The organism is Kibdelosporangium persicum, assembly GCF_013280595.1.
In the GTDB taxonomy this organism is placed as follows: domain Bacteria; phylum Actinomycetota; class Actinomycetes; order Mycobacteriales; family Pseudonocardiaceae; genus Kibdelosporangium; species Kibdelosporangium persicum.
Genome location: NZ_JAAATY010000001.1, coordinates 246554 through 267493 on the forward strand (window position 1 = coordinate 246554; position 20940 = coordinate 267493).

Here is a 20940-nt window from a genome sequence, read left to right on the forward strand (position 1 = left end):
GAATCGGCAACAAATGTTGTCAACTCGGCACCAAGGCCCGCATCCTCGTCGACATGAAAACCTCTGACGTTGTCGTGATCGGAGCCGGCGTGGCCGGGCTCAACGCCGCCCTGGTGCTGACCAGGGCCCGCCGCTCAGTCGTGGTCGTGGACTCGGGACAGCCACGCAACGCGCCCGCGGCGCACTCGCACGGCTTCCTGACCCGGGACGGTGTGCCGCCGAGCGAGTTGCTGGCCCTCGGCCGGAAGGAGGTCGACGGGTACGGCGGCGAGTTCATCTCCGGCGAGGTCACCAGGATCACCCGGGGGTTCACTGTGGACCTCGCGGACGGCACACAGCTCAAGGCGCGCCGCATCCTGGTGGCGACCGGGCTGCGGGACGAACTGCCCGGCGTCCCCGGACTGGCCGAACGGTGGGGCAAGGACGTCTTCGCGTGCCCGTACTGCCACGGTTACGAGTACGCGGACCGGCCGATCGCCGTGCTCGGCGACGCGCACCACGCGTTGCTGTTGCGGCAATGGTCGTCGGACCTGGTTTTCATCACGCCGACGCAGGACGTTCCCGAGCGTTCGAAGCTGGCGGCCAGGGAGATCCGGATCGTCGAGGGAACCGTGCGTGGGCTGGTGGTCGAGGACGACCGGCTGCGTGGCGTGGAGCTGACCGATGGTCGTTTCATCGCAAGGGAAGCAGTGTTCCTCAGGCCGGACTTCGTGCCCCGGGACGACTTCCTGAAGCCCTTGGGCTACGACCCCGCGCTGACCGGCTTCGCGGGCAAGACCAACGTCGAGGGCATCTGGATCGCCGGCAACGCCGGCAACATGATGGCCAACCTGATCAGCTCCGCCGCGGAGGGCTCGACCGCGGCCGCGATGATCAACTCCGACCTGGTGCAGGCCGACACCGATCGGGCGATGGTCTTCTCCCACGCCATGGAACGCGAGGCGCACGACATGCGCCACCGTGACAGCCGAGTATGACAGCGGGTCGTTCGCGCGAAGGATGTCAGGGCACCGGCGTTCGCACTACCTTCCCCGGTATTCCTAGAGGGGAGAACAGATGCGAAGAACATTGTCGGTGCTCGTCGCCGCGGCCGCGTTCGCGGTGCCCGTGCCACAGGCGAACGCGGCACCGCCCGAACCGGCCTGGGGGAAGTGCCCGCCGTCGCTGATCGGGGCCGACGATCCCCGGCTGGTGTGCGCGACCCTGAAGGTCCCGCTGGACTACCGGGACCCGAAGGGCCGCACGATCGACGTGCAGGTCTCGAAACTGGCCACCGCCAAACCGGGGCTGCGCCGGGGAATTCTGCTGCACAACGCGGGCGGGCCGGGTGGGCCGAGCCTGCACCTGCCCGCCGCGTACGTCCAGCTTTATCCGCAGGAAGTGCTCGACCAGTACGACCTGGTCAGCTTCGACCCGCGTGGAGTCGGGTACAGCACACCGGTCACGTGCGGGCGCACGCCGCTGGAATACCCGCCGGACCTGTACTTCCCGTTCCCGGCGAAGGACGGGTCGATCGACAGGAACGTCGAGTTCGGCAAGGCACTGTCCCGGGACTGTGAGCTGCACGGCGGCGACATCCGGCCGTTCATCACGACCGCGAACACCGCACGCGACATGGACCAGATCCGGATCGCGTTGCGGGAGAAGAAGGTCTCGTACAACAGCGGCTCGTACGGCAGCTACCTCGGTGCGGTCTACGCGACGATGTTCGCCGACCGGACCGACCGGTTCGTCATCGATTCCAATGTGGACCCCAACAGGGTCTGGCACGAGCAGTGGGCGTTGTGGGACCACGGTTTCGAACTGCGGTTCGCCGACATCGCGGCGTGGCTCGCCGAACGCCACGCCACCTACCAGCTCGGCGCGACACCGGCCGAGGTGCGCGCGAAGTACTTCGAGCTGGTGGCCAAACTGGACGCCAGCCCCATCACCGACCCGTCCGGCCTGGTGATCAACGGTGACGTGGTCCGGGCGCTCTCCTTCAGCTACTCGTACCACACGGTCCAGTTCCCCATCCTGGCCGACTGGTGGGTGTTCTTCAACGGCGGAGCCGCCCCGGCGACTCTGGCCGTCCCGCCGACGGTGCCCGGCGACAACCTCCGGGCCTCGCAGCTGGCGGTCATCTGCGGCGACGCCAAGGCGCCACGGGACATGCGGCACTACCAACGGGAGGTCGCGGTCAACCGCAAGCTGTTCCCGTTGCTGGGCGGGATGGGCACGAACGTCTGGTCCTGCGCGTTCGGGCGTGACCCGGTCGAGCCGCCGGTGAAGGTGACGAGCAAGGGCCCGGCCAACATCCTGATGGTCCAGACACTCCGGGATCCGGCGACGCCGTACCTCGGCGCGCTGGGCATGCGTCACGCGTTGGGACAGCGGACGAAGATGGTGTCGGTCGACACCGGAAACCACGGTGCGTACGACCCGTCGACGCCGTCGTGCGCCGTGCGCGAAGTGCACCGGTTCCTGGAAACCGGCGTGCTGCCGGCACGGGACATGTTCTGCGAGCCCGATCCGGTGACCGGTTCCGGCACGGGGAAGATCAGCCCACTGATCCAGACCCGGTAGCGGCGAAGGCGTGATCGGTGGCCGACCACGCGGCGCCGATCACGCCCGCCATCTCGCCCAGTTCGGACAGCACGATCGGCAGATTGCCGGTGGCCAACGGAAGCGAGCGGCGGTAGACCGCGCTGCGGACCTCGGCGAGCAGCTGGTGGCCCAGGCGCGAGACACCGCCGCCGATCACGACCATGCCCGGGTTCAGGAAGCTGACCAGGGACGCGACCACGTGACCGAGCCGCCTGCCGCCCTCCCTGACCAGGTTGGCCGCGGCGAAGTCGCCGGCGCTGGCGGCCGAAGCCACGTCGCTGGCGGCCAGTTCACCCTTGTGCGCGAGCAGGTCGGCCAGGAACATCGACCTGCCGCTGCGCGCGAGCGTCAGCGCGTCCCGCGCCAGTGCCGCACCACCGAAGTACGCCTCCAGGCACCCGACCTCACCGCACGCACAGGCCGGGCCGTAGTCGTCCAGTTTGATGTGCCCGATGTCGCCCGCGGTCCCGGCGACACCCCGGTAGACCCGTCCACCGAGGACGATCCCGCAGCCGATGCCGGTACCGACCTTCACGAAGATCAGCTCGTTCAACGACCTCGCGACTCCCGCGTGCCGCTCGCCCAGGGCCATCACGTTCACGTCGTTGTCGACCGTGACCGGGCATCCCCACGCGCTGGCCAGCCGGTCCCGCACGGGGAAACGGTCCCAGCCCGGCATGATCGGCGGCGCGACCGGCATGCCGTCGCGGAAACTGACCGGGCCCGGCAGGCCGACACCGGCGCCGATGACACGTCCGGTCACCTCGCCGAGCACCTTGCCGGACAGCTGGGTCAGCCGCTCGAGCACGGACACCGGGCCCTTGCGGATGTCGTAGTCCTCCACGATGTGCGCCAGCACCTCGCAGCGGGCGTCCGTGACCGCGACACCGATCGACGTCGCCCCGATGTCGGCGGCGAGAAACCGCAGGTCGTCGGCGAGTTTCACGAGCGTCGAGCGCCTGCCTCCCCGGCTGGCCGCCGGGCCGCCGGACTCGACGAGGTTCCACTCGAACAGCTTGGCGATCTCGGTCGCCAGTCTCGCGCGTGGCAACTCCAGCCGCTCGCCCAACTCGACTTTGGCCAACGGGCCCTCGTCGCGCAGCAGAGCGAGCAACTGGGACTGCTGCCTGGTCTCGACCCGGGGCGTGGAGGCTGCGGCTTGCATGGTCACCCTTACATTGAACCTCACCCCCACGTGGGAACCTATCGACTGTCGTCAAGCCGCCACAGCCAGTGAAGAGGAGTGCTGGGCCTGGTCGGTAGGCTTGCGCCGGTGTGACATGGGGGCGAGTTGAGGACGAGATACGCGCGGCTGGTGACCGAACTGCTGGCGCCGTGGATCTGGGTGTTCGGGCTGCCGTTCGTGGTCGCCGCGCAAGCGACCCGTGACCTGGGCGGAACGGTGCTGTGGGGCGCGGTTGTCGGCGTGACGGGGTCGCTGGTCCCGATGGCCGTGGTGTTGCGTGGGGTCAAGCAGGGCAAATACGACAGTCACCACGTGACCGTCAGGGAACATCGGCTGATCCCGTTCCTGGTCACGATCCTGTCGGTCGGCACCGGCTGGCTGATCCTGGGGGTGGGCGGCGCGCCGCCGCAGATGCTGGCGTTGTCGGTCAGCCTTTTCGTGAGCCTGCTGGTGATGCTGGGGATCACGTTCGGGCTCTCCTGGAAGGTCTCGATGCACTCGGGCGTGGCCGCGGGTGCGATGGTCGTGCTCGCGGTGACGTTCGGGCCGTGGCTTGCCTTGGTGGGTGTGCTCGTGGCGTTGGTGGCGTGGTCGCGGGTGGCCCTCGGCGACCACACGACCGGGCAGGTCATCGCCGGCGTGCTTGTCGGCGCGGGTGTCGGGGGAATGCTGTTCTGGGCGCTGACGTAATCCGCTCGCGCGAGGCCAGGCATCGCAGTTCCGGGGTTCGACACGCTGCGGTCAGCGGTTCGCTGTGGTGTCAGGCGCCGAAATGCAGGTAAGCGGCCCACATTGACGGCAGGTGCGGGATGTCGGTGCGGATGCCGCGAATCGCCTGGTGCAGGGCGCGGGCCGAGTCGCTCGTGGAGGCCATGGCGCCGTAGAAGTCCGTGGCGATGAACGACGCCACGGACGGGTCCGGGACCTCCCACAACGTGCCGACCACGTGCGGGTAGCCGGCCAGCTGGAACGCCGCGGGCAGCTGGATCGGCTCCGCCGACGGCGGGGGAGTGGTGCACGCCGACAGGTAGGCCAGCCGTGCCCGGGTCAGCTGGACCGGGACCAGGCTGGCGATCCGCAGCGGATCGTCCTCGAGCACCAGTGACGTGCCGGTGCCGCGGCAGGCGAAGTGGACGATCGCGCAATTGTCCACATGCGACAGTACGTTGCCGCGGGTCGGCCAGTGTGCCGGTGGTGTGTCCGCGGTGCTGGTCAGCAGGGTGGAGTTGGGCACGAGTTGGCGGACGGCTTCGGCCTCGGCGACGGCGTGCGGCAGCGTGGCGACCACGAGAGCGTCCGACACGGCGGCCGGCCGCGCGTAGTCCCGGGCGTGCCGGAGGGCCTGGATCGTCGGTGTGTACGACGAGATCACGCGGTCCAGCACGGACTGTCCACGGGAGTAGTGGTATCCGGCGGCGTGCAGCGGCAACAGGCCCAAGGCGCCCTGGGCGACCCACCACATCCGGGGCCACTCGCCGCGGGGCGTGCCGGTGAACCCCAGCGCGGACAGGACCGGCTCGGCCGCCACGTCCCACAGCCATTCCAGGACCGCGTGCACGTGTTCCTGGTTGGCCGACCGCACCGCGCCGTGGAACTCCGTGACGCGGGAGGCGATCGCCCGCTTGGTCAGCCGAGGCAAGGCGACAGACGTGATGCCCGAGGCCGTGACCAGGATGGCGTCGCTGCCGTACCGGCTGACGTTCAGCACGGCGACCGGGCCGTCCGCCGCCGCGGACAGGTCGACTTCGACCGGCACCAGGAACGTCTCGAAGCCCGGCAGCGCGCGGATCGCGGCCAGTGTCGTGTCGAACGCCGCGGCGAGGCCGCCGCGGTCGGCGGGCGCGGCGGCCAGCGGATCGGCGGGCTGGCTGAGCTGGTCCCGCAGATCGACGAACCGCCTGGTGAACTCCGGGTACTCGGCCCGCAGGTCGACGACGTCGCCCCGGGTGCCGAGGGCCTGGCTGAGGTGTTCGCCGCGCCCCAGTTCCAGCAAGCTCAGCGCCCGGCTCGGCGAGCCCGCCGTCAGCGCCAGCGAAGCGGCCTCCATCGCGAGGTCTTCCGGCTGTGACGGGGACAGCGCCGCCACGCGTACCGCGGTTTCCAGCAGGTTCGCCGCGCGGCCGGGGCTCGACCCGGCGATCAGCGACCCGGCGGCCCGGCAGGAATTGACCACAATGGACGGCAACGCCAACGGGACGGACGCCGACTCGACGAACCGGGTGAAGGCTTCGTCGTGGTCGCCGGCTTCGAGCAGCAGGTAGCCCAGGTCGGCCAGGCGCGCGGCCAGTTCGGGGTCGTCGGCGCCGGTCGCCTGGACCGCCGCGCGGCTGAACGAGATCACCTCGTCCAGGTCGGACGTCTCCCGCAGCACCTGCGCCAGGTCGGCCAGGGACCGGGCGTCGTGCGGATCGGCGGCGTCCTCGGCGAGCGCGAGTGCTTCGCTCAGATCGGCCCGGATGCCCCGCAGCCGATAACGTTCGAGCAGGGCCGGGCCGAGCGAAGGACTGGCCGCGCCCCGGAACGCGCTGATGGCGGCGTCCAGGTCGGTGGCCGAGCCGGACCGGTGGTACCGGGTGAGCAGGACCTGACCGACCACAGTGGACACTGTGGCGCGTTCGGTGAGCGGTACGACCGCGTGCGCCTCGCGAGCGAGCGTCAGGGCTTGGTCGAGGTCGGCCTGTGTACCGGTTCTTCCGTAACGGCGTAGCAGAGCCTGTGCCAGGACGCTGAGGTGTGCGTGGTTCGCCGTGGTGGTGGCGACGGCCTCCCAGCCGGTCGCGATCGCCTCGTCGAGATCGGCCAGCGCGCCGGTCCGTTCGAAACGAATCCGCAGCGCGGCCATCAGTTGCGCCAGCATCCGGGGCCGGTCGGTCCTGGCGGCACCAGCGGCCGACCGGATCAGGCTGATCGCGTCGTCGAGGTCCGCCGGCTCGTTGAGCAGCTCGTAGCGGTTCATCAGCGTGGCGCCGAGCGTGTGGTAGTGGTCCGCTCGTGCCGGATCGTCGAGCGCCGCGGCCTCGACGGCAGCCTGTGCGGTGCCCAGCGCGACGTCCAAGTCGGCGGGCGAGCCGGTGGCCAGGTACTGGACACGCAGTGCCACTGCGAGATCACCCAACGCCGCCGCGCTCGGGCAGGCTTCGGCCGCGGCCCGGCCGTACCCGACGGAACGGTCCAAGTCGGACCGGTTGCGGGCGTGCTCGAAGCGCACCCGGAAGGACGTGCACAGGCCGGACACCGCGCGGACCCACTCCGGATGCCCTTGGGGGAACGCGTCGGCCGCGGTCAATCCCGCCGCGATGGCCTCGTCCAGGTCGGCCGGATCACCGCTGGACTCGAACCGGGCGAGCAACGCGGTGCTGAGGTCGGACAGCAGTGCGGGCTGGCTGACGGCCGACCGGATCAGCGAGATGGCCTCGTCCAGGTCCGGCTTGCTGCCGGACAGCTTGTACCGGCTGAACAGCGCGACCCCGAGCATCGTCAGGCACAGCGTCCGCCCTGGTTCGGCGCCTGCCGTACCGCGCCGTGCGACGCCGATGGCCTCCGCGAGATCCTCGCGGCGGTTGGCGCGGCTGAACCGCAACCACAGTGCCATAGCGAGGTTGTGCCGGTAGGAGCTGAGGTTCGGATCGCCCCCGGACGCCGTGTCCAAGGCCTGGCGGCTGGTGGCGATCGCGAGCTGGAGGTCGTCCGCCGACCCCGCCCGCTCGAACCGCAGCCGCAACGCCAGACTGAGGTTGTGCAGGTGCACGGGCCGGTCGATGTGGTCGTGCGGCACCGAGTCCGCCACCTGGCGGCACGCCTCGACGGCGGCGTCCGCCACGTCGAGGTCGGTACTGCCCTGTGCTTGGTCAAGATAGCTCAGGGCCTGCTCGACATGACTCACCACCACGGTAGGAAAAGGTACCCATAAGGTGCCCTAACTCGTGTCAGGGGAGCGGTTCCGGCGTGGTGGCGAGGCCGACCGTGGCATCCCCGCCTGCCACTGTGCCCTCCTCGTGAGTGTTTGTCAGGGTTCTAACCCCGATAAACACTCACGAACGGAGTCGGTGACCGTTCCATCACGGGCTGAACAAAGGGTTCAACTCCGCGTCACTTCGCGCTAGACTCGCCCCACTTTTGTCGGAGCTGAGCAAAAGGTGGCCCGAAGTATTAGTACTTTTGGCGGATTGCGATACAAGTACCCCAGAATCCAGGGTTACGTGTGAGCTAGGGCACCTTAGTTCGGCTAGTTACCCAACGAAGTGGAGCTGGTGTGCCGGTCATGCCGGAGCAGCCGACCGACCGCGCCGCATTGCGCAGGGCGAACCTCGCGTGGGTCATCCGCGTCCTCAGGGAGCAGGGTGGCCTGTCGCGCGCGCAACTGGCGGTGCTGTCCGGGCTGAGCAAGGCGACGGTGTCCACGTTGGTCGCCGAACTGACCACGCGCCGGCTGGTCCGTTCCGGCGGCGTCGCCGCCGGTGGGCAGGGCAGACCCGGGCAGATCGTCGAGCTGGACACCGACGGCGCCCGGGGCATCGGCCTTGAGGTGCACCTCGACCACCTCGCCGCGACGTCCGTGGACACCGCGGGCAACGTGGTCGCCGACCGGCAGGTGCCGTTCGACGTGCTGTCCGCCGGCGTCGAGCGGACCATCGACAAGCTCGCCGAGGTCGCGGGCAAGGAACTGGGTGACGTCGTCGGCGCCTATCCGGCCGGAATCACCGTCTCGGTTCCCGGGCTGGTGGACACCGGGCGCGGTGTCGTGCGGCTCGCTCCCCGGCTGCGGTGGCGTGAGGTGCCGTTGGCGGACGGCCTTGCCGGCCGGCTCGGCTTCCCGCTCGACCGCATCTCCGTCGACAACGACGCCAACCTGGCCGCGACCGCCGAGTTCGAGGCGGGCGGCATGCGGGGCACGGCCGACCTCGTCTACGTGACCGGCGACTTCGGCATCGGCGCCGGGGTGATCGCGGGCGGGCGCCTGGTCCGCGGCTCCATCGGGTACGCCGGCGAGGTCGGCCACATGTCCATGGACCCGATGGGCCCCCAGTGCTCGTGCGGCCGGCGGGGCTGCTGGGAGACCCAGGTCGGGCTGGCCGCGTTGTTCCACGCGCTGGCCGCGCCCGGCGACCCGGTGTCGGATCCGCACCGGTCGATCGAGGAACGGATGTCCCTCATCCGGACCCGGGCCGAGCAGGGCGATCAGCGCACGCTCGGCGCCCTGCACCAGATCGGCGCCGCCCTCGGCGTCGGAGTGTCCATTGTGGTCAACCTGTTGAGCCCGGCCGTCGTGGTACTCGGCGGCTACTTCGCGGCTCTGCCGGACTGGCTGATCGAACCGGCCCGGATCGAGGTGGCGGCGCGGGCGGTGGTGGCCGAGGCCGCGGCCGTCCGCGTGGTCGGCTCCGAGCTGGGGTTCACCGCCGCCCGCACCGGCGGTGCGTTGGCCGCGTTGAGCCGGGTCTTCGAGGACCCGACTCAGGTACCGGAACGAAGTGAAAAGACGGAGGCACCCGCTTGACCGCCGAAGCGAGTACAGCGCTGTTGCAGATGACCGGGATCGTCAAGACGTTCCCGGGAGTTCGTGCGCTCGACGGCGTCGACCTGACGGTCCGCGCCGGGGAGGTGCACTGCCTGCTCGGCCAGAACGGCGCGGGCAAGTCCACCCTGATCAAGGTGCTGGCCGGAGCGCACCAGCCGGACGAGGGCGAGATCCGCTGGCAGGGCGAGAAGACGGCACTGAGCACCCCGGTCGCCGCGCTGCGGATGGGCGTCGCGACGATGTACCAGGAACTCGACCTGATCCCCGGGCTTTCCGTGGCCGACAACATCTTCCTCGGCCACGAACGCGCCAGGTGGGGGTTCACCAAGGACCGGCAGGCGCGCAGGCAGGCCACGGCGCTGCTCAAGCGCCTCGGCCACCCGGAGATCCCGCCGGACCGTGAGGTGGGCGACCTGTCCGCGGCCGGACAGCAGCTGGTGTCCATGGCGCGGGCGCTCGCGCACGACGCCAAGCTGATCGTGATGGACGAGCCGACCGCCGCGTTGGCCGCCGACGAGGTGACCAACCTGTTCCGGGTCGTCGCCGACCTGACCGCGGAAGGCGTCGCGGTCGTCTACATCTCGCACCGGCTGGAGGAGATCCGGGAGATCGGCCACCGGGTGACGGTGCTGAAGGACGGCCGGACCGTGGCGCGTGACCTCGGCGCGGACACACCGACCTCGGAACTGGTCGCGCTGATGTCCGGCAAGCGCGTGGAAACGGTGTACCCGAACCGTGAGGAGTCCACAGTAGACTCCTCGCGGGAGATCCTGAAGGTCGAGAAGCTCGGCCGGGACGACGAGTTCGCCGACGTGAACTTCACCGTGCACGCGGGCGAGATCCTCGGCATCGCCGGGCTGGTCGGCGCGGGCCGCAGCGAGATCCTGGAGACGATCTTCGGCGCCCGCAAGGCCGACGAGGGCACGGTCTACGTCAACGGCAAGAAGCTGAAGAACGGCGACGTGCGGTCCGCGGTCGACGCGGGCGTGGGCCTGGCCCCCGAGGAGCGCAAGAGCCAGGCGTTGCTGATGGACATGTCGGTCGCGCAGAACGTGACCCTGGCGAGCATGCGGTCCTACAGCAGCTTCGGGTTCACCGACCGGGCCAAGGAACTCCGGGACTCCCGCGCCAAGCTGGAGGACCTGGACCTGCGCCCGGCCGACCCGCGCCGCAACGTCAGCACGTTGTCCGGCGGCAACCAGCAGAAAGCCGTCGTGGCGCGGTGGCTGGTGCACGGGTGCCGGGTGCTGCTGCTGGACGAACCGACCCGAGGCGTCGACGTGGGCGCGAGGGCGGAGTTGTACCGGTTGATCCGGGAACTGGCCGCGGATGGCGTGGCGCTGGTGCTGGTCTCCAGCGAGATGCCCGAGGTGCTCGGTCTGGCCGACCGGGTGCTGGTGCTGCGCGATGGACGGGTGATCCATGAGGCGCCCGCCGACGAGCTGACCGAGGCGGACGTGTTGGACATGGTGATGGAGGGAAGTGCGGCGTGACCCAGTTGGACCCCGCGGCGAAGCGGGACACCGATGTGCCGGAGGCGCCGGCACCGCGAGCCAATCGGGGATTCTCGGTGGACATGCGCCTGGCCAGCCTCTTCGGCGTGCTGGTGCTGTTGATCCTGATCGGGTGGATCACCAGTCCGGACAACTTCCTCACCGGTAGCAACCTCGACACCATCCTGCGGCTGGCGGCACCGTCCGGTGTGGTCGCGGTCGGCATGACGTTCGTGATCATCAGCGGCGGCATCGACCTGTCGGTCGGGTCGGTCGTCGGCCTGGCCAGCGTCTGGATGACGACGTTGGCGACGCAGGCCTACGGCCCGTTCGTGATGGTCGTCTGCGGCCTCGCGGTCGGCCTCGGCGCCGGTCTGGTCAACGGTGTGCTGATCGCCTACGGCCGGATGGTGGCCTTCATCGCGACGCTCGCGATGTACATCTCGGCCAGGGGCCTGGCCGAGTACCTGAGCAACAAGCAGACCCAGGTCGTGCGCGACCAGGACTTCCTCACGTTCTTCCGCGGTGAGTTCCTCGGCGTGCCGACCCTGGTGTGGATCCTGGCGATCGTCGTGGTCGCCGGCTGGATCCTGCTCAACCGCACCACGTTCGGCCGTCGCACGTTCGCCGTCGGCGGCAACCCCGAGGCGACGCGTCTCGCGGGCATCAACGTCAAGCGGCACATCGCCATGGTGTACGGCCTCGCCGGTCTGCTGGCCGGTGTCACCGCGGTCATGCTGGCGGCGCGCACCACAGCCGGTTCGTCGACCAACGGCATGTTCTACGAACTGGACGCGATCGCCGCGGTGGTGATCGGTGGCACGGCGCTCACCGGCGGCCGCGGCACCATGGTCGGCACCCTGATCGGTGTGCTGATCTTCACCCTGATCACCAACATCTTCGTGCAGAACAACCTGCCGACCGAAGTACAGAACATCGCCAAGGGCGCGATCATCGTCATCGCCGTTCTGCTGCAGTTCCGCACCAACCGGGCACGCTCCACCACCTAGTTCCAGTACAAACCAGGAGATCAAAGATGACCGACCTGCCTAACTCCCTCGCCCGACGCGGATTCCTGATCGGCGGAGCAGCCGTGGGAGCGGGTGCGTTATTGACGGCGTGCACGTCCAACGAGCCGCCCGCCGCGCAGAACAACGGCGGCGGCGCGAACGTCGCCGCCGGCCAGGGAGACAACGCCCAGCCGGGCAAGATGGTGACCATCGGGTTCTCCGCGCCCGCGGCCGACCACGGCTGGATCGCCGCGATCACCAAGAACGCCAAGGCACAGGCCGACAAGTTCAAGGCCGACGTCACGCTCAAGCCCACCGAGGGCACCAACGACCCGAGCCAGCAGATCGCCCAGGTCGAGACGCTGATCAACCAGAAGGTCGACGTCCTGGTGATCCTGCCGATGGACGGCAAGCAGCTGACGTCGGTCGGCCAGTCCGCGATGGACAAGGGCATCCCGGTGATCAACCTCGACCGGATCTTCGACACCCCGCTGGCGTACCGCACGTGGATCGGCGGCGACAACTACCGGATGGGCGTCAACGCCGGCAACTACATCGCCGGCGAGATGAAGAAGAAGGGCATCTCGAACCCGATCATCGGCGAGATCGCCGGCATCGACTCGCTGCCGCTGACCCAGGACCGCAGCCGTGGCTTCAAGGACGCACTGGCCAAGGCCGGTTTCCAGGTCGGCCCGCGGCAGGCCGCGGAGTTCACCGTGGAGACCGGTGAGCGGGCGACGGCGAACCTGCTGCAGGCGGCGCCGAAGCTGGACGCGTTGTGGAACCACGACGACGACCAGGGCATCGGCGTGATGGCCGCGATCAGCGCGGCCAACCGCAAGGAGTTCATCATGGTCGGCGGCGCCGGCTCGCGGAACATGATCGACAAGATCAAGGCGGACACCGACGTCATCAAGGCGACGGTGCTCTACAGCCCGTCGATGGCCTCGTCCGCGATCGCGCTGGCGCGGCTGCTGGGCCAGGCCAAGGGCATGGGCGATCTCGCCGAGCACGAGATCCCGGCTTCCATCACCACGTACTCCGCGGTCGTCACCAAGGAGAACGCGGACCGGTACGCCGACGTCGCCTTCGACTCGTAGGTCCTGTGACCGGGGTGTGGAAGCAGTTCTGTGAAGTAAGGATGGGTGATCGATGAGCAACGCAGGCGACGGGACTATCGGCGTCGGCATGGTGGGCCACGCCTTCATGGGGAGGGTCCACTCGCACGCATGGCGCACCGTGCACCACTTCTTCGACGTGCCGCTGGTGCCGCGGCTGGCCGTGCTGGGCGGCCGGGACCTCGACCGCACCAAGGCGGCCGCGGCGAAGCTGGGCTGGGAGGCCGTCGAAACCGACTGGCGTGCCCTGATCGCCCGTGACGACGTGCAGATCGTGGACATCTGCACGCCGGGCGACTCGCACAAGGACATCGCGCTGGCCGCGCTGGCGGCCGGCAAGCACGTGCTGTGCGAGAAGCCGCTGGCGAACTCCGTCGAGGAGGCCGGGGAGATGGCCGAGGCCGCGGCCGCCGCCGCGGCCAACGGCCAGCGCTCGATGGTGGCGTTCAACTACCGCCGGGTGCCGGCCATCGCCGTGGCCCGGCGGATGGTCGCCGAGGGCAGGCTGGGCAAGATCCGGCACGTCCGCGCGCAGTACCTGCAGGACTGGCTGTCGGACGGCAACACGCCGATGGCCTGGCGGCTGCGCAAGGAGGAGGCCGGATCCGGTGCGCTGGGGGACATCGGCGCGCACATCATCGACGCCACCCAGTTCATCGTCGGCGAGCAGCTGACCGGTGTGTCCGCGCTGACCGAGACCTTCGTCCACAAGCGACCGATCGCGGGCGACCCGGACGGCAGGCTCGACGACGTCACGGTGGACGACGCCGCCCTGTTCATCGGCCGGTTCCCGTCCGGCGCGCTGGCCTCGTACGAGGCGACCCGCTTCGCGTTGGGGCGCAAGAACTCGATGCGCCTGGAGATCAACGGCGAGAAGGGCAGCCTGGCGTTCGACTTCGAGTCGATGAACGAACTGTCGTACTACGACGGTGAGTCGGCCACGGAGACGGCGGGCTTCCGGCGGGTGCTGATCACCGAGGCGACTCACCCGTACGTCGGTGCCTGGTGGCCACCCGGCCACATCATCGGCTACGAACACACCTTCACGCACGAGGTGTTCGACTTTCTCACCGATGTCCACAACGGCACCGACCCGGTGCCGAGCTTCGCCGACGGGCTTCAGGTCCAGCAGGTGCTCGGCGCGGTGGAGGCCAGTGCGGGCAACGACTCCCGGTGGACACCGGTGAGCTGAGCCAGGAGATGAACGACGCTGCCCGTCAGGGATGGGCGCCCACGCGGGCAGCGTCGCCGCTCACGCGAGGAAAGGAGAAAGTCCTCCCCTTCTTCAACGGTCACACGCAACCGCCGCGAGCAAGGAGAACCTACCAGTGCGACCGATCAATCGCGCGGGAATCCACAGACGCTTGACCTGGCGCTTAGGCGCCGCCGCTCTGGCTGTCACCACCGGCCTGGGCGTGGCGAGCGCGGCCCCCGCCGCCGCTCACCCCGACCAGCCCCACGTGCTCGTCTTCTCCAAGACGGCGGGCTTCCGCCACGACTCGATCCCCGAGGGCATCGCCGCGATCCAGCAACTGGGGCAGCAGAACAACTTCGAGGTCTTCACCACCGAGGACGCGGGCGCCTTCACCGACGCGAACCTCAGCCAGTACGCCGCTGTGGTGTGGCTTTCCACCACCGGTGACGTGCTCAACGCCGAGCAGCAGTCGGCGTTCGAACGTTATGTCAACGGCGGCGGCGGTTATGTGGGCGTGCACGCCGCGTCGGACACCGAATACGACTGGCCGTGGTACGGCAAGCTCGTCGGGGCGTACTTCAAGTCGCACCCGCACAACCAGAACGCCACTGTCAAGATCGAGGACACGACGCATCCCTCGACGGCAGGTCTGCCGGCGTCGTGGCAGCGGTTCGACGAGTGGTACAACTACCGGACCAACCCGCGCAAGGACGTCCGGGTACTGGCCACTCTGGACGAGTCGACGTACTCGCCGGGCGCCGACGCGATGGGCGATCACCCGATCGCGTGGTGTCACGGGCAGGAGCGCGGCCGGTCCTGGTACACCGGTGGCGGGCACACCAAGGAGTCGTACGGCGAGGAGAACTTCCGCAAGCACCTGCTCGGCGGGATCCAGTACGCCGCCGGGGTCAAGGAGGCGGACTGCTCGCCGTCGCAGGCGCCGGTCGACGCCGACTTCGACGTGATCACCCTGGCCAAGGGCAAGGAGAAGACCGGCGAGCCGATGGCGCTGTCGGTGCTGCCGGACCGCCGCGTGGTGCACACGTCCCGTGACGGCACCGTGTGGCTGACCACCCCGGACGCGACCACGAGGCAAGTGGGCAAAATCCCGGTGTACAACCACGACGAGGACGGTCTGCAGGGCGTGGCCGCGGACCCGGACTTCGCCAACAACAAGTGGCTGTACTTCTTCTACGCGCCACCGCTGAACACCCCGGTGGACGACCCGGCGACGCCGGACGTCAACGAGGGCAACGCGCCGGAGAACGGCACCCCCGCGGACTTCGCGCCGTTCAACGGCTACAACCAGTTGTCGCGGTTCAAGCTGGCCGACGACGGCACCCTGGATCTCGCCTCGGAGCAGAAGATCCTGCAGATCCCGGCACAGCGCGGGCTGTGCTGCCACGTCGGCGGCGAGATCGACTTCGACGCCGCGGGCAACCTGTTGATGAGCACGGGTGACGACACCAACCCGTTCGCCTCGGACGGTTACACGCCGATCGACGAGCGGTCGACCCGCAACCCGGGCTACGACGCCCAGCGCACCTCGGCGAACACCAACGACCTGCGCGGCAAGCTGTTGCGCATCAAGGTGAACGCGGACGGCTCGTACTCGATCCCCGAGGGCAACCTGTTCCCGCAGGGCACGGAGAAGACCCGTCCGGAGATCTACGCGATGGGCTTCCGCAACCCGTTCCGGTTCGCGGTGGACAAGAAGACCGGCTGGGTCTACCTCGGTGACTACGGCCCGGACGCCGGTTCGGCCAACCCGGCTCGCGGTCCTGGCGGCACGGTCGAGTTCAACCTGATCAAGGGCCCGGGCAACTACGGGTGGCCGTACTGCGTGGGCGACAACCAGCCGTTCATCGACTACAACTTCGAAACCGGCCAGTCGGGGCAGCCGTTCGACTGTGCCGCGCCGAAGAACGAGAGCCCGAACAACACCGGCCTGGTGGACCTGCCGCCCGTGCAGCCCGCCTGGATCCCGTATGACGGCGGGTCCGTGCCGGAGTTCGGGACCGGTGGCGAGTCGCCGATGGGCGGCCCGGTCTACCGCTACGACGCGAACAACCCGTCGCCGACGAAGTTCCCGCAGTACTTCGACGGCAAGAACTTCGCGTACGAGTGGGACCGCGGCTGGATCAAGGAGATCACCGTCGGCGCGAACGGGGAACGCGGCGCCATCAAGCCGTTCATGGACTCGATGACGTTGGTGCGGCCGATGAACATCGAGTTCGGGCCGGACGGTTCGCTGTACGTGCTCGACTACGGCACCGGATACTTCGGCGGTTCGCCGGAGTCGGCGATCTACCGGATCGACTACACCAAGGGCACCCGCACACCGGTGGTGAAACTGACCGCCGACAAGACGTCCGGGCCTGGTCCGCTCACGGTCAACTTCGACCCGGCGGGCACGACCGACCCGGACGGTCAGCCGATCACCTACGCGTGGGACTTCCAGAACGACGGTGTGGTCGACTCCACTTCGTCGAGCCCGGTGAGCCACACCTACACCACGGAAGGCCAGTTCATCGCCAAGCTGTCGGTGACGGACTCGACCGGGCTGGTGGGCTCGGCCAACCTGATCATCACGGTCGGCAACACCGCGCCCACGGTGACTGTCCAGACGCCACTCAACGGCGGGTTCTTCGCCTTCGGTGACAAGGTTCCGTTCAAGGCCGTCATCACCGACCCGGAGGACGGCACGATCGACTGCAGCAAGGTCGTCGTGCGCTATCTGCTCGGGCACGACAACCACGCCCACGAGCTGAGCCAGACCGCCGGCTGCGAGGGCGTGATCGACACGCCCGCCGAGGGTGGCCACGGTGACGACAGCAACATCTTCGGTGTCATCAACGTGGAGTACACCGACAAGGGCAAGGGCAGTGTGCCCCCGCTGACCGGCGAGGGCGAGAACATCATGCAGCCCAAGCACAAGCAGGCCGAGTTCTTCTCCAGCATGAACGGCGTCCAGGTCGTCAACCAGGGCGAGGCCAGCGGTGGCAAGCGGGTCGGCTACATCGACGGCGGCGACTGGATCTCCTTCGATCCGGCCAACCTGGCCGGCATCACCGGGCTGGGGATGCGGGTGTCGTCGGGCGGCACCGGCGGCACGATCGAGGTCCGCTCCGGCGCGCCGGACGGCCAGCTGCTGCAGACGTTCCAGGTCGGCAACACCGGCGGCTGGGACACCTACGTGGACCTGCCCGCCAAGCCGGTCCCGGATCCCGGTGGCACCAAGCCGTTGTACCTGGTGTTCCAGGGCACCGGCAGCGGTGGACTGTTCGATGTGGACGTTCTGCGGTTCGAGGGACCCGGTGTGGCCCAGCCGCCCGCCTGCCAGCCCACCCAGCCGGAGGCCGGCTACCGCAGCCTGTACGACGGCACCGCCGCCAGCCTGGGCAACTGGAAGCAGGCCGGTCCCGGCCGTTTCGCCCAGCAGGCGGACTGCACGATCCTGTCCGAGGGCGGGATGGGTCTGCTGTCGTTCAACGAGGAGTTCAACGCCTACAGCCTGAAGCTGGACTGGAAGGTCGCGGGCGACGACAACTCGGGCATCTTCGTCGGCTACCCGGATCCCGGCAACGACCCCTGGGCCGCGGTGAACCAGGGTTACGAGATCCAGATCGACGCGACCGACGCGCAGGACCGGACGACCGGGGCGATCTACTCGTTCCAGTCGGCCGACATCGCCAAGCGTGACGCCGCGCTCAAGCCGCCGGGTGAGTGGAACGCGTACGAGATCATCGTGCGCGGCCAGACGATCCAGGTGTGGCTCAACGGAGTCCTGATCAACGACTTCGTGTCCACCGACCCCAACCGGGATCTGACGCAGGGCTTCATCGGCCTGCAGAACCACGGCAACGGCGACGACGCGTCGTTCCGCAACGTCCGGATCAAGGAGCTGGAGACCACACCGCCGGTGACGGTCGCCAACTTCGCCAACCCGGGCGGCTGGCACCCCGGTCAGGTCCCGGTCGAACTGGCCGCGACCGACGAGGGTTCCGGTGTGGCACGTACCGAGTACAAGCTCGACAACGGGCCTTGGACGACGTACAGCCAGCCGGTCGTGGTCACCGGCGACGGGCAGCACACGCTGCTGTACCGGTCGGTGGACAAGGACGGCAACGTCGAGCCGGACAAGGCCGCGACCATCCAGATCGACGGGAGCAAGCCGACCCTGCTCGTCTCGGGCATCGCGGACGGCCGTGTCTACGGGGACGCCACCGACGTGGTCGTCAAGTGGCACGCCGAGGACGCGACCTCCGGGATCGCGTCGGTCACCGGCTCGCTCGACAGCACGCCGATCCAGTCCGGCCAGGTGACGTCGCTGTACCAGCTTCCGCTCGGTGTGCACAACCTTTCGGTTACGGCCCTTGACAAGGCGGGCAACCGGACCGAGCAGAAGCTCACGTTCGCGACGACGACCTCGTTGCGGGACATCGACCAGCTGATCACCCGGTTCCGGGCGACCAACCGGCTGTCGCTGTCGGCCTCCGTAACCCTTTCCGGCCAGATTGCCAAGGCCCGAAAGGCGGAGGCCGCCGGTGATGATGCCAAGGCCGTCAAACAGTTGCGAAAGTTCGTTGAACTCGCGAATGATCCGGTGAAGGTCACCGACGAGGACGTTCGGACCACCTTGGTCCGCGACGCCAACGCGGTGATCGGCTCGCTCGAGGGTGGCCCTGCCCTGCGGCGGGCGAGTTCCGGAAGCTGACCACGGCCGAGGTGTTCTTTTCATGACGCGGGAGCACCTCGGCCGTTCGCGGGAAATGGGGATGAGGCCAATGCGGCAACGATGCGGACTCTGGCTGATGGGGGCGCGCGGATCGGTCGCGACCACCGCGATCACCGGTCTGCTCGCTTTGCGGGCCGGACTGGTCCGGCCGGTCGGGTGTGTCACCGAGCGGCTGGCGATGGATCATTCGGTGCTGCCGACGTGGGACGAGATCATCGTCGGCGGCCACGACATCGTCTCGACACCGCTGGACAAGCGAGCCGAGCAGCTCGCCGAGTCCGGCCTCATCCCCCATTCGGTGTTCACCGCCGTGGCCTCCGGGCTGCGCGCGGTGGACGCCGAACTGCGGTGCGGGTACCACCCCGCGTCGCACAGCGGATCACAGGCGGCCGCGATCGACCGGCTGGTCGCGGACATCACCGAGTTCCGGGAGCGGCACGGCCTGGCCAGGGTGATCGTCGTCAACGTCACCTCGACCGAGCCGCCCGTGCCGCGGATGCCGGAACACGCGGATCTCGACCTGCTCGTCAAGGCACTGAACGATCCACAGCGGACCGTCCTGCCGCCCAGCTCGGTGGGCGCGTACGCGGCTCTGACGGCAGGATGCCCCTATGTGGACTTCACCCCCTCGCCCGGCGTCAAACTGCCCGCGCTGATCGAACTGGCGGGCCGCAACGGCCTTCCGTACGCGGGTGCGGACGGCAAGACAGGCGAGACCCTGCTGCGCACGGTGCTCGCGCCGATGTTCGTCGCCCGTGCGTTGAATGTCCGTTCCTGGTCGGGCACCAACCTGCTCGGTGGCGGCGACGGAGCGAACCTCGCCGATCCGGAGCAGGCCAAGGGCAAGCTGGAGTCCAAGGCGCGCGGGCTGGCGTCACTGATCGGCGACGTCACCGCGCCACTGCACATCGACAACGTGCCCGACCTGGCCGAGCGCAAGGTCGCGTGGGACTACGTGTCGTTCGAGGGCTTCCTCGGCGCCAAGATGAGCCTGCAGTTCACCTGGGACGGTTACGACTCGGCGCTGGCGGCCCCGCTCGTGCTCGACCTCACCCGGCTGGTGAGTGCCGCGCACGCCAAGGGACTCACCGGCGCTTTGCCCGCTTTGGCGTTTTTCTTCAAGGACCCGCTGGGCACCGACGAACACAGGTTCGCCGAACAGGCCCGGATGCTCGACGAATGGGCGGCGACGCTGTGAAGGCCTACGTCGAGTTGGTCAGGGCGCCGGCCGCGTTGTCGGTTCTGGGGGACACCGTCGCCGGCGCGGCCGCGGCCGGGATTCCGTTACGCGGCAGGCGGCTTGCCCTGCCGCTGGCGTCGGTCGCGTTCTACTGGTCCGGGATGGCGTTGAACGACTGGTCCGACCGGGTGATCGACGCCGAGGAGCGCCCGGAACGCCCGATTCCGTCCGGCCGGATCTCGCCGAACCAGGCGCTCGCTGTCGCCGGTGGGCTGACCGCGGCGGGCCTCGCGCTTGCCGCGTATGGGAAATCTCTCAAGGTGGCGCTGCCGCTGGCCGGCGCGGTGTGGGCGTACGACCTCGTCCTGAAGTCCACTGTGGCTGGTCCGGCGGCGATGGCGCTCTGCCGTGGCCTGGACGTCATGCTCGGCGCGGGCGGTGCCCGTGCGGCCGTGCCCGCGGCGACCGTGATGGCCGGGCACACGTTGGGGCTCACGGCGCTGTCACGCGGCGAGGTGCACGGCGCGTCCGACATCGTTGCCAAGGCCGCGTTGACCACGACGGCCGCCGCCACGGCCGCCGCCGTGACCGGCAAGGCCACGTCGTGGAAGCACCGGCTGGGGGCGTTGGCCTTCGGCGGCATGTACGCGGCGAACGTCGGCTCGGCCCAGCTCGCGGCGACCCGTGATCCGTCCGGCCCGGTTGTCCGGAAGGCGACGATGGCCGGGATTCACGGCATGGTCCCGCTCCAGGCGGCACTGGCCGCCCGGCGCGGGTCGCTGCTCGGCGCCGGGCTGATCGCCGCGGCGTTGCCGGTGGCCCGTCGGCTGGCCAGGAAGGTGAGCCCCACATGACCAGCCCAAACCCCCTCGTGAGTGGTTATCAGGGTTCTAACCCCGATAAACACTCACGAGGC

13 protein-coding genes are annotated in these 20940 nt (G+C 69.1%); 11 read left to right on the plus strand and 2 right to left on the minus strand.

Translation table 11 applies throughout. The annotated features are described in order from the left end of the window. The first annotated feature begins 53 nt into the window (after nt 1-53). On the plus strand, nt 54-977 hold the full coding sequence (locus GC106_RS01175; RefSeq protein WP_173123401.1) for an NAD(P)/FAD-dependent oxidoreductase: 924 nt from the start codon (nt 54-56) through the stop codon (nt 975-977). Nucleotides 978-1056: 79 nt separating this feature from the next. Further along, nucleotides 1057-2565 (plus strand): alpha/beta hydrolase, encoded by a 1509-nt coding sequence (locus GC106_RS01180; protein WP_173123403.1) that lies wholly within the window; start codon nt 1057-1059, stop codon nt 2563-2565. Here GC106_RS01180 and GC106_RS01185 read toward each other — a convergent pair. Next, nucleotides 2540-3751, minus strand: a complete 1212-nt coding sequence (locus tag GC106_RS01185) for an ROK family transcriptional regulator (RefSeq protein ID WP_173124598.1) — start codon at nt 3749-3751, stop codon at nt 2540-2542. The genes GC106_RS01180 and GC106_RS01185 overlap by 26 nt on opposite strands. Nucleotides 3752-3877: 126 nt before the next feature. Here GC106_RS01185 and GC106_RS01190 point away from each other — a divergent pair, with 126 nt between their 5' ends. Beyond that, nucleotides 3878-4462, plus strand: a complete 585-nt coding sequence (locus GC106_RS01190) for a phosphatase PAP2 family protein (protein WP_173123405.1) — start codon at nt 3878-3880, stop codon at nt 4460-4462. 70 nt (nt 4463-4532) lie between these two features. Here GC106_RS01190 and GC106_RS49185 read toward each other — a convergent pair whose 3' ends face one another. Then, nucleotides 4533-7661: a CHAT domain-containing protein gene (locus tag GC106_RS49185; protein WP_173123407.1), complete on the minus strand. Its 3129-nt coding sequence runs from the start codon at nt 7659-7661 to the stop codon at nt 4533-4535. A gap of 372 nt (nt 7662-8033) precedes the next feature. On the opposite strand from GC106_RS49185, the gene GC106_RS01200 reads away from it, so the two are divergent. The 8 genes from GC106_RS01200 to GC106_RS01235 all read left to right on the plus strand — a co-directional run bounded on the left by GC106_RS01200 (nt 8034) and on the right by GC106_RS01235 (nt 20878). Continuing rightward, nucleotides 8034-9269: an ROK family transcriptional regulator gene (locus tag GC106_RS01200; RefSeq protein WP_173124600.1), complete on the plus strand. Its 1236-nt coding sequence runs from the start codon at nt 8034-8036 to the stop codon at nt 9267-9269. A gap of 29 nt (nt 9270-9298) precedes the next feature. Next, nucleotides 9299-10783: a sugar ABC transporter ATP-binding protein gene (locus GC106_RS01205; RefSeq protein ID WP_173124602.1), complete on the plus strand. Its 1485-nt coding sequence runs from the start codon at nt 9299-9301 to the stop codon at nt 10781-10783. Between the two features lie 83 nt (nt 10784-10866). Next, nucleotides 10867-11793: an ABC transporter permease gene (locus GC106_RS01210; RefSeq protein WP_173124604.1), complete on the plus strand. Its 927-nt coding sequence runs from the start codon at nt 10867-10869 to the stop codon at nt 11791-11793. A gap of 26 nt (nt 11794-11819) precedes the next feature. Next, nucleotides 11820-12893, plus strand: coding sequence for a substrate-binding domain-containing protein (locus tag GC106_RS01215; protein ID WP_173123409.1), 1074 nt, complete (start codon nt 11820-11822; stop codon nt 12891-12893). Between the two features lie 52 nt (nt 12894-12945). Further along, nucleotides 12946-14103 carry a Gfo/Idh/MocA family protein gene (locus GC106_RS01220; RefSeq protein WP_173123411.1) on the plus strand — a complete coding sequence of 386 codons (1158 nt, stop codon included), beginning with the start codon at nt 12946-12948 and terminating at the stop codon, nt 14101-14103. Nucleotides 14104-14134: 31 nt separating this feature from the next. Continuing rightward, nucleotides 14135-18823: a ThuA domain-containing protein gene (locus tag GC106_RS01225; protein ID WP_173123413.1), complete on the plus strand. Its 4689-nt coding sequence runs from the start codon at nt 14135-14137 to the stop codon at nt 18821-18823. Between the two features lie 70 nt (nt 18824-18893). Continuing rightward, the gene (locus GC106_RS01230; protein ID WP_173123415.1) at nt 18894-20042 is read left to right on the plus strand and encodes an inositol-3-phosphate synthase; all 1149 of its coding nucleotides are present in this window, start codon (nt 18894-18896) and stop codon (nt 20040-20042) included. After that, complete coding sequence (locus GC106_RS01235; RefSeq protein WP_173124606.1) at nt 20039-20878, plus strand: SCO3242 family prenyltransferase; 840 nt, start codon at nt 20039-20041, stop codon at nt 20876-20878. Before GC106_RS01230 ends, GC106_RS01235 begins: the two co-directional genes overlap by 4 nt. Nucleotides 20879-20940: the final 62 nt, after the last annotated feature.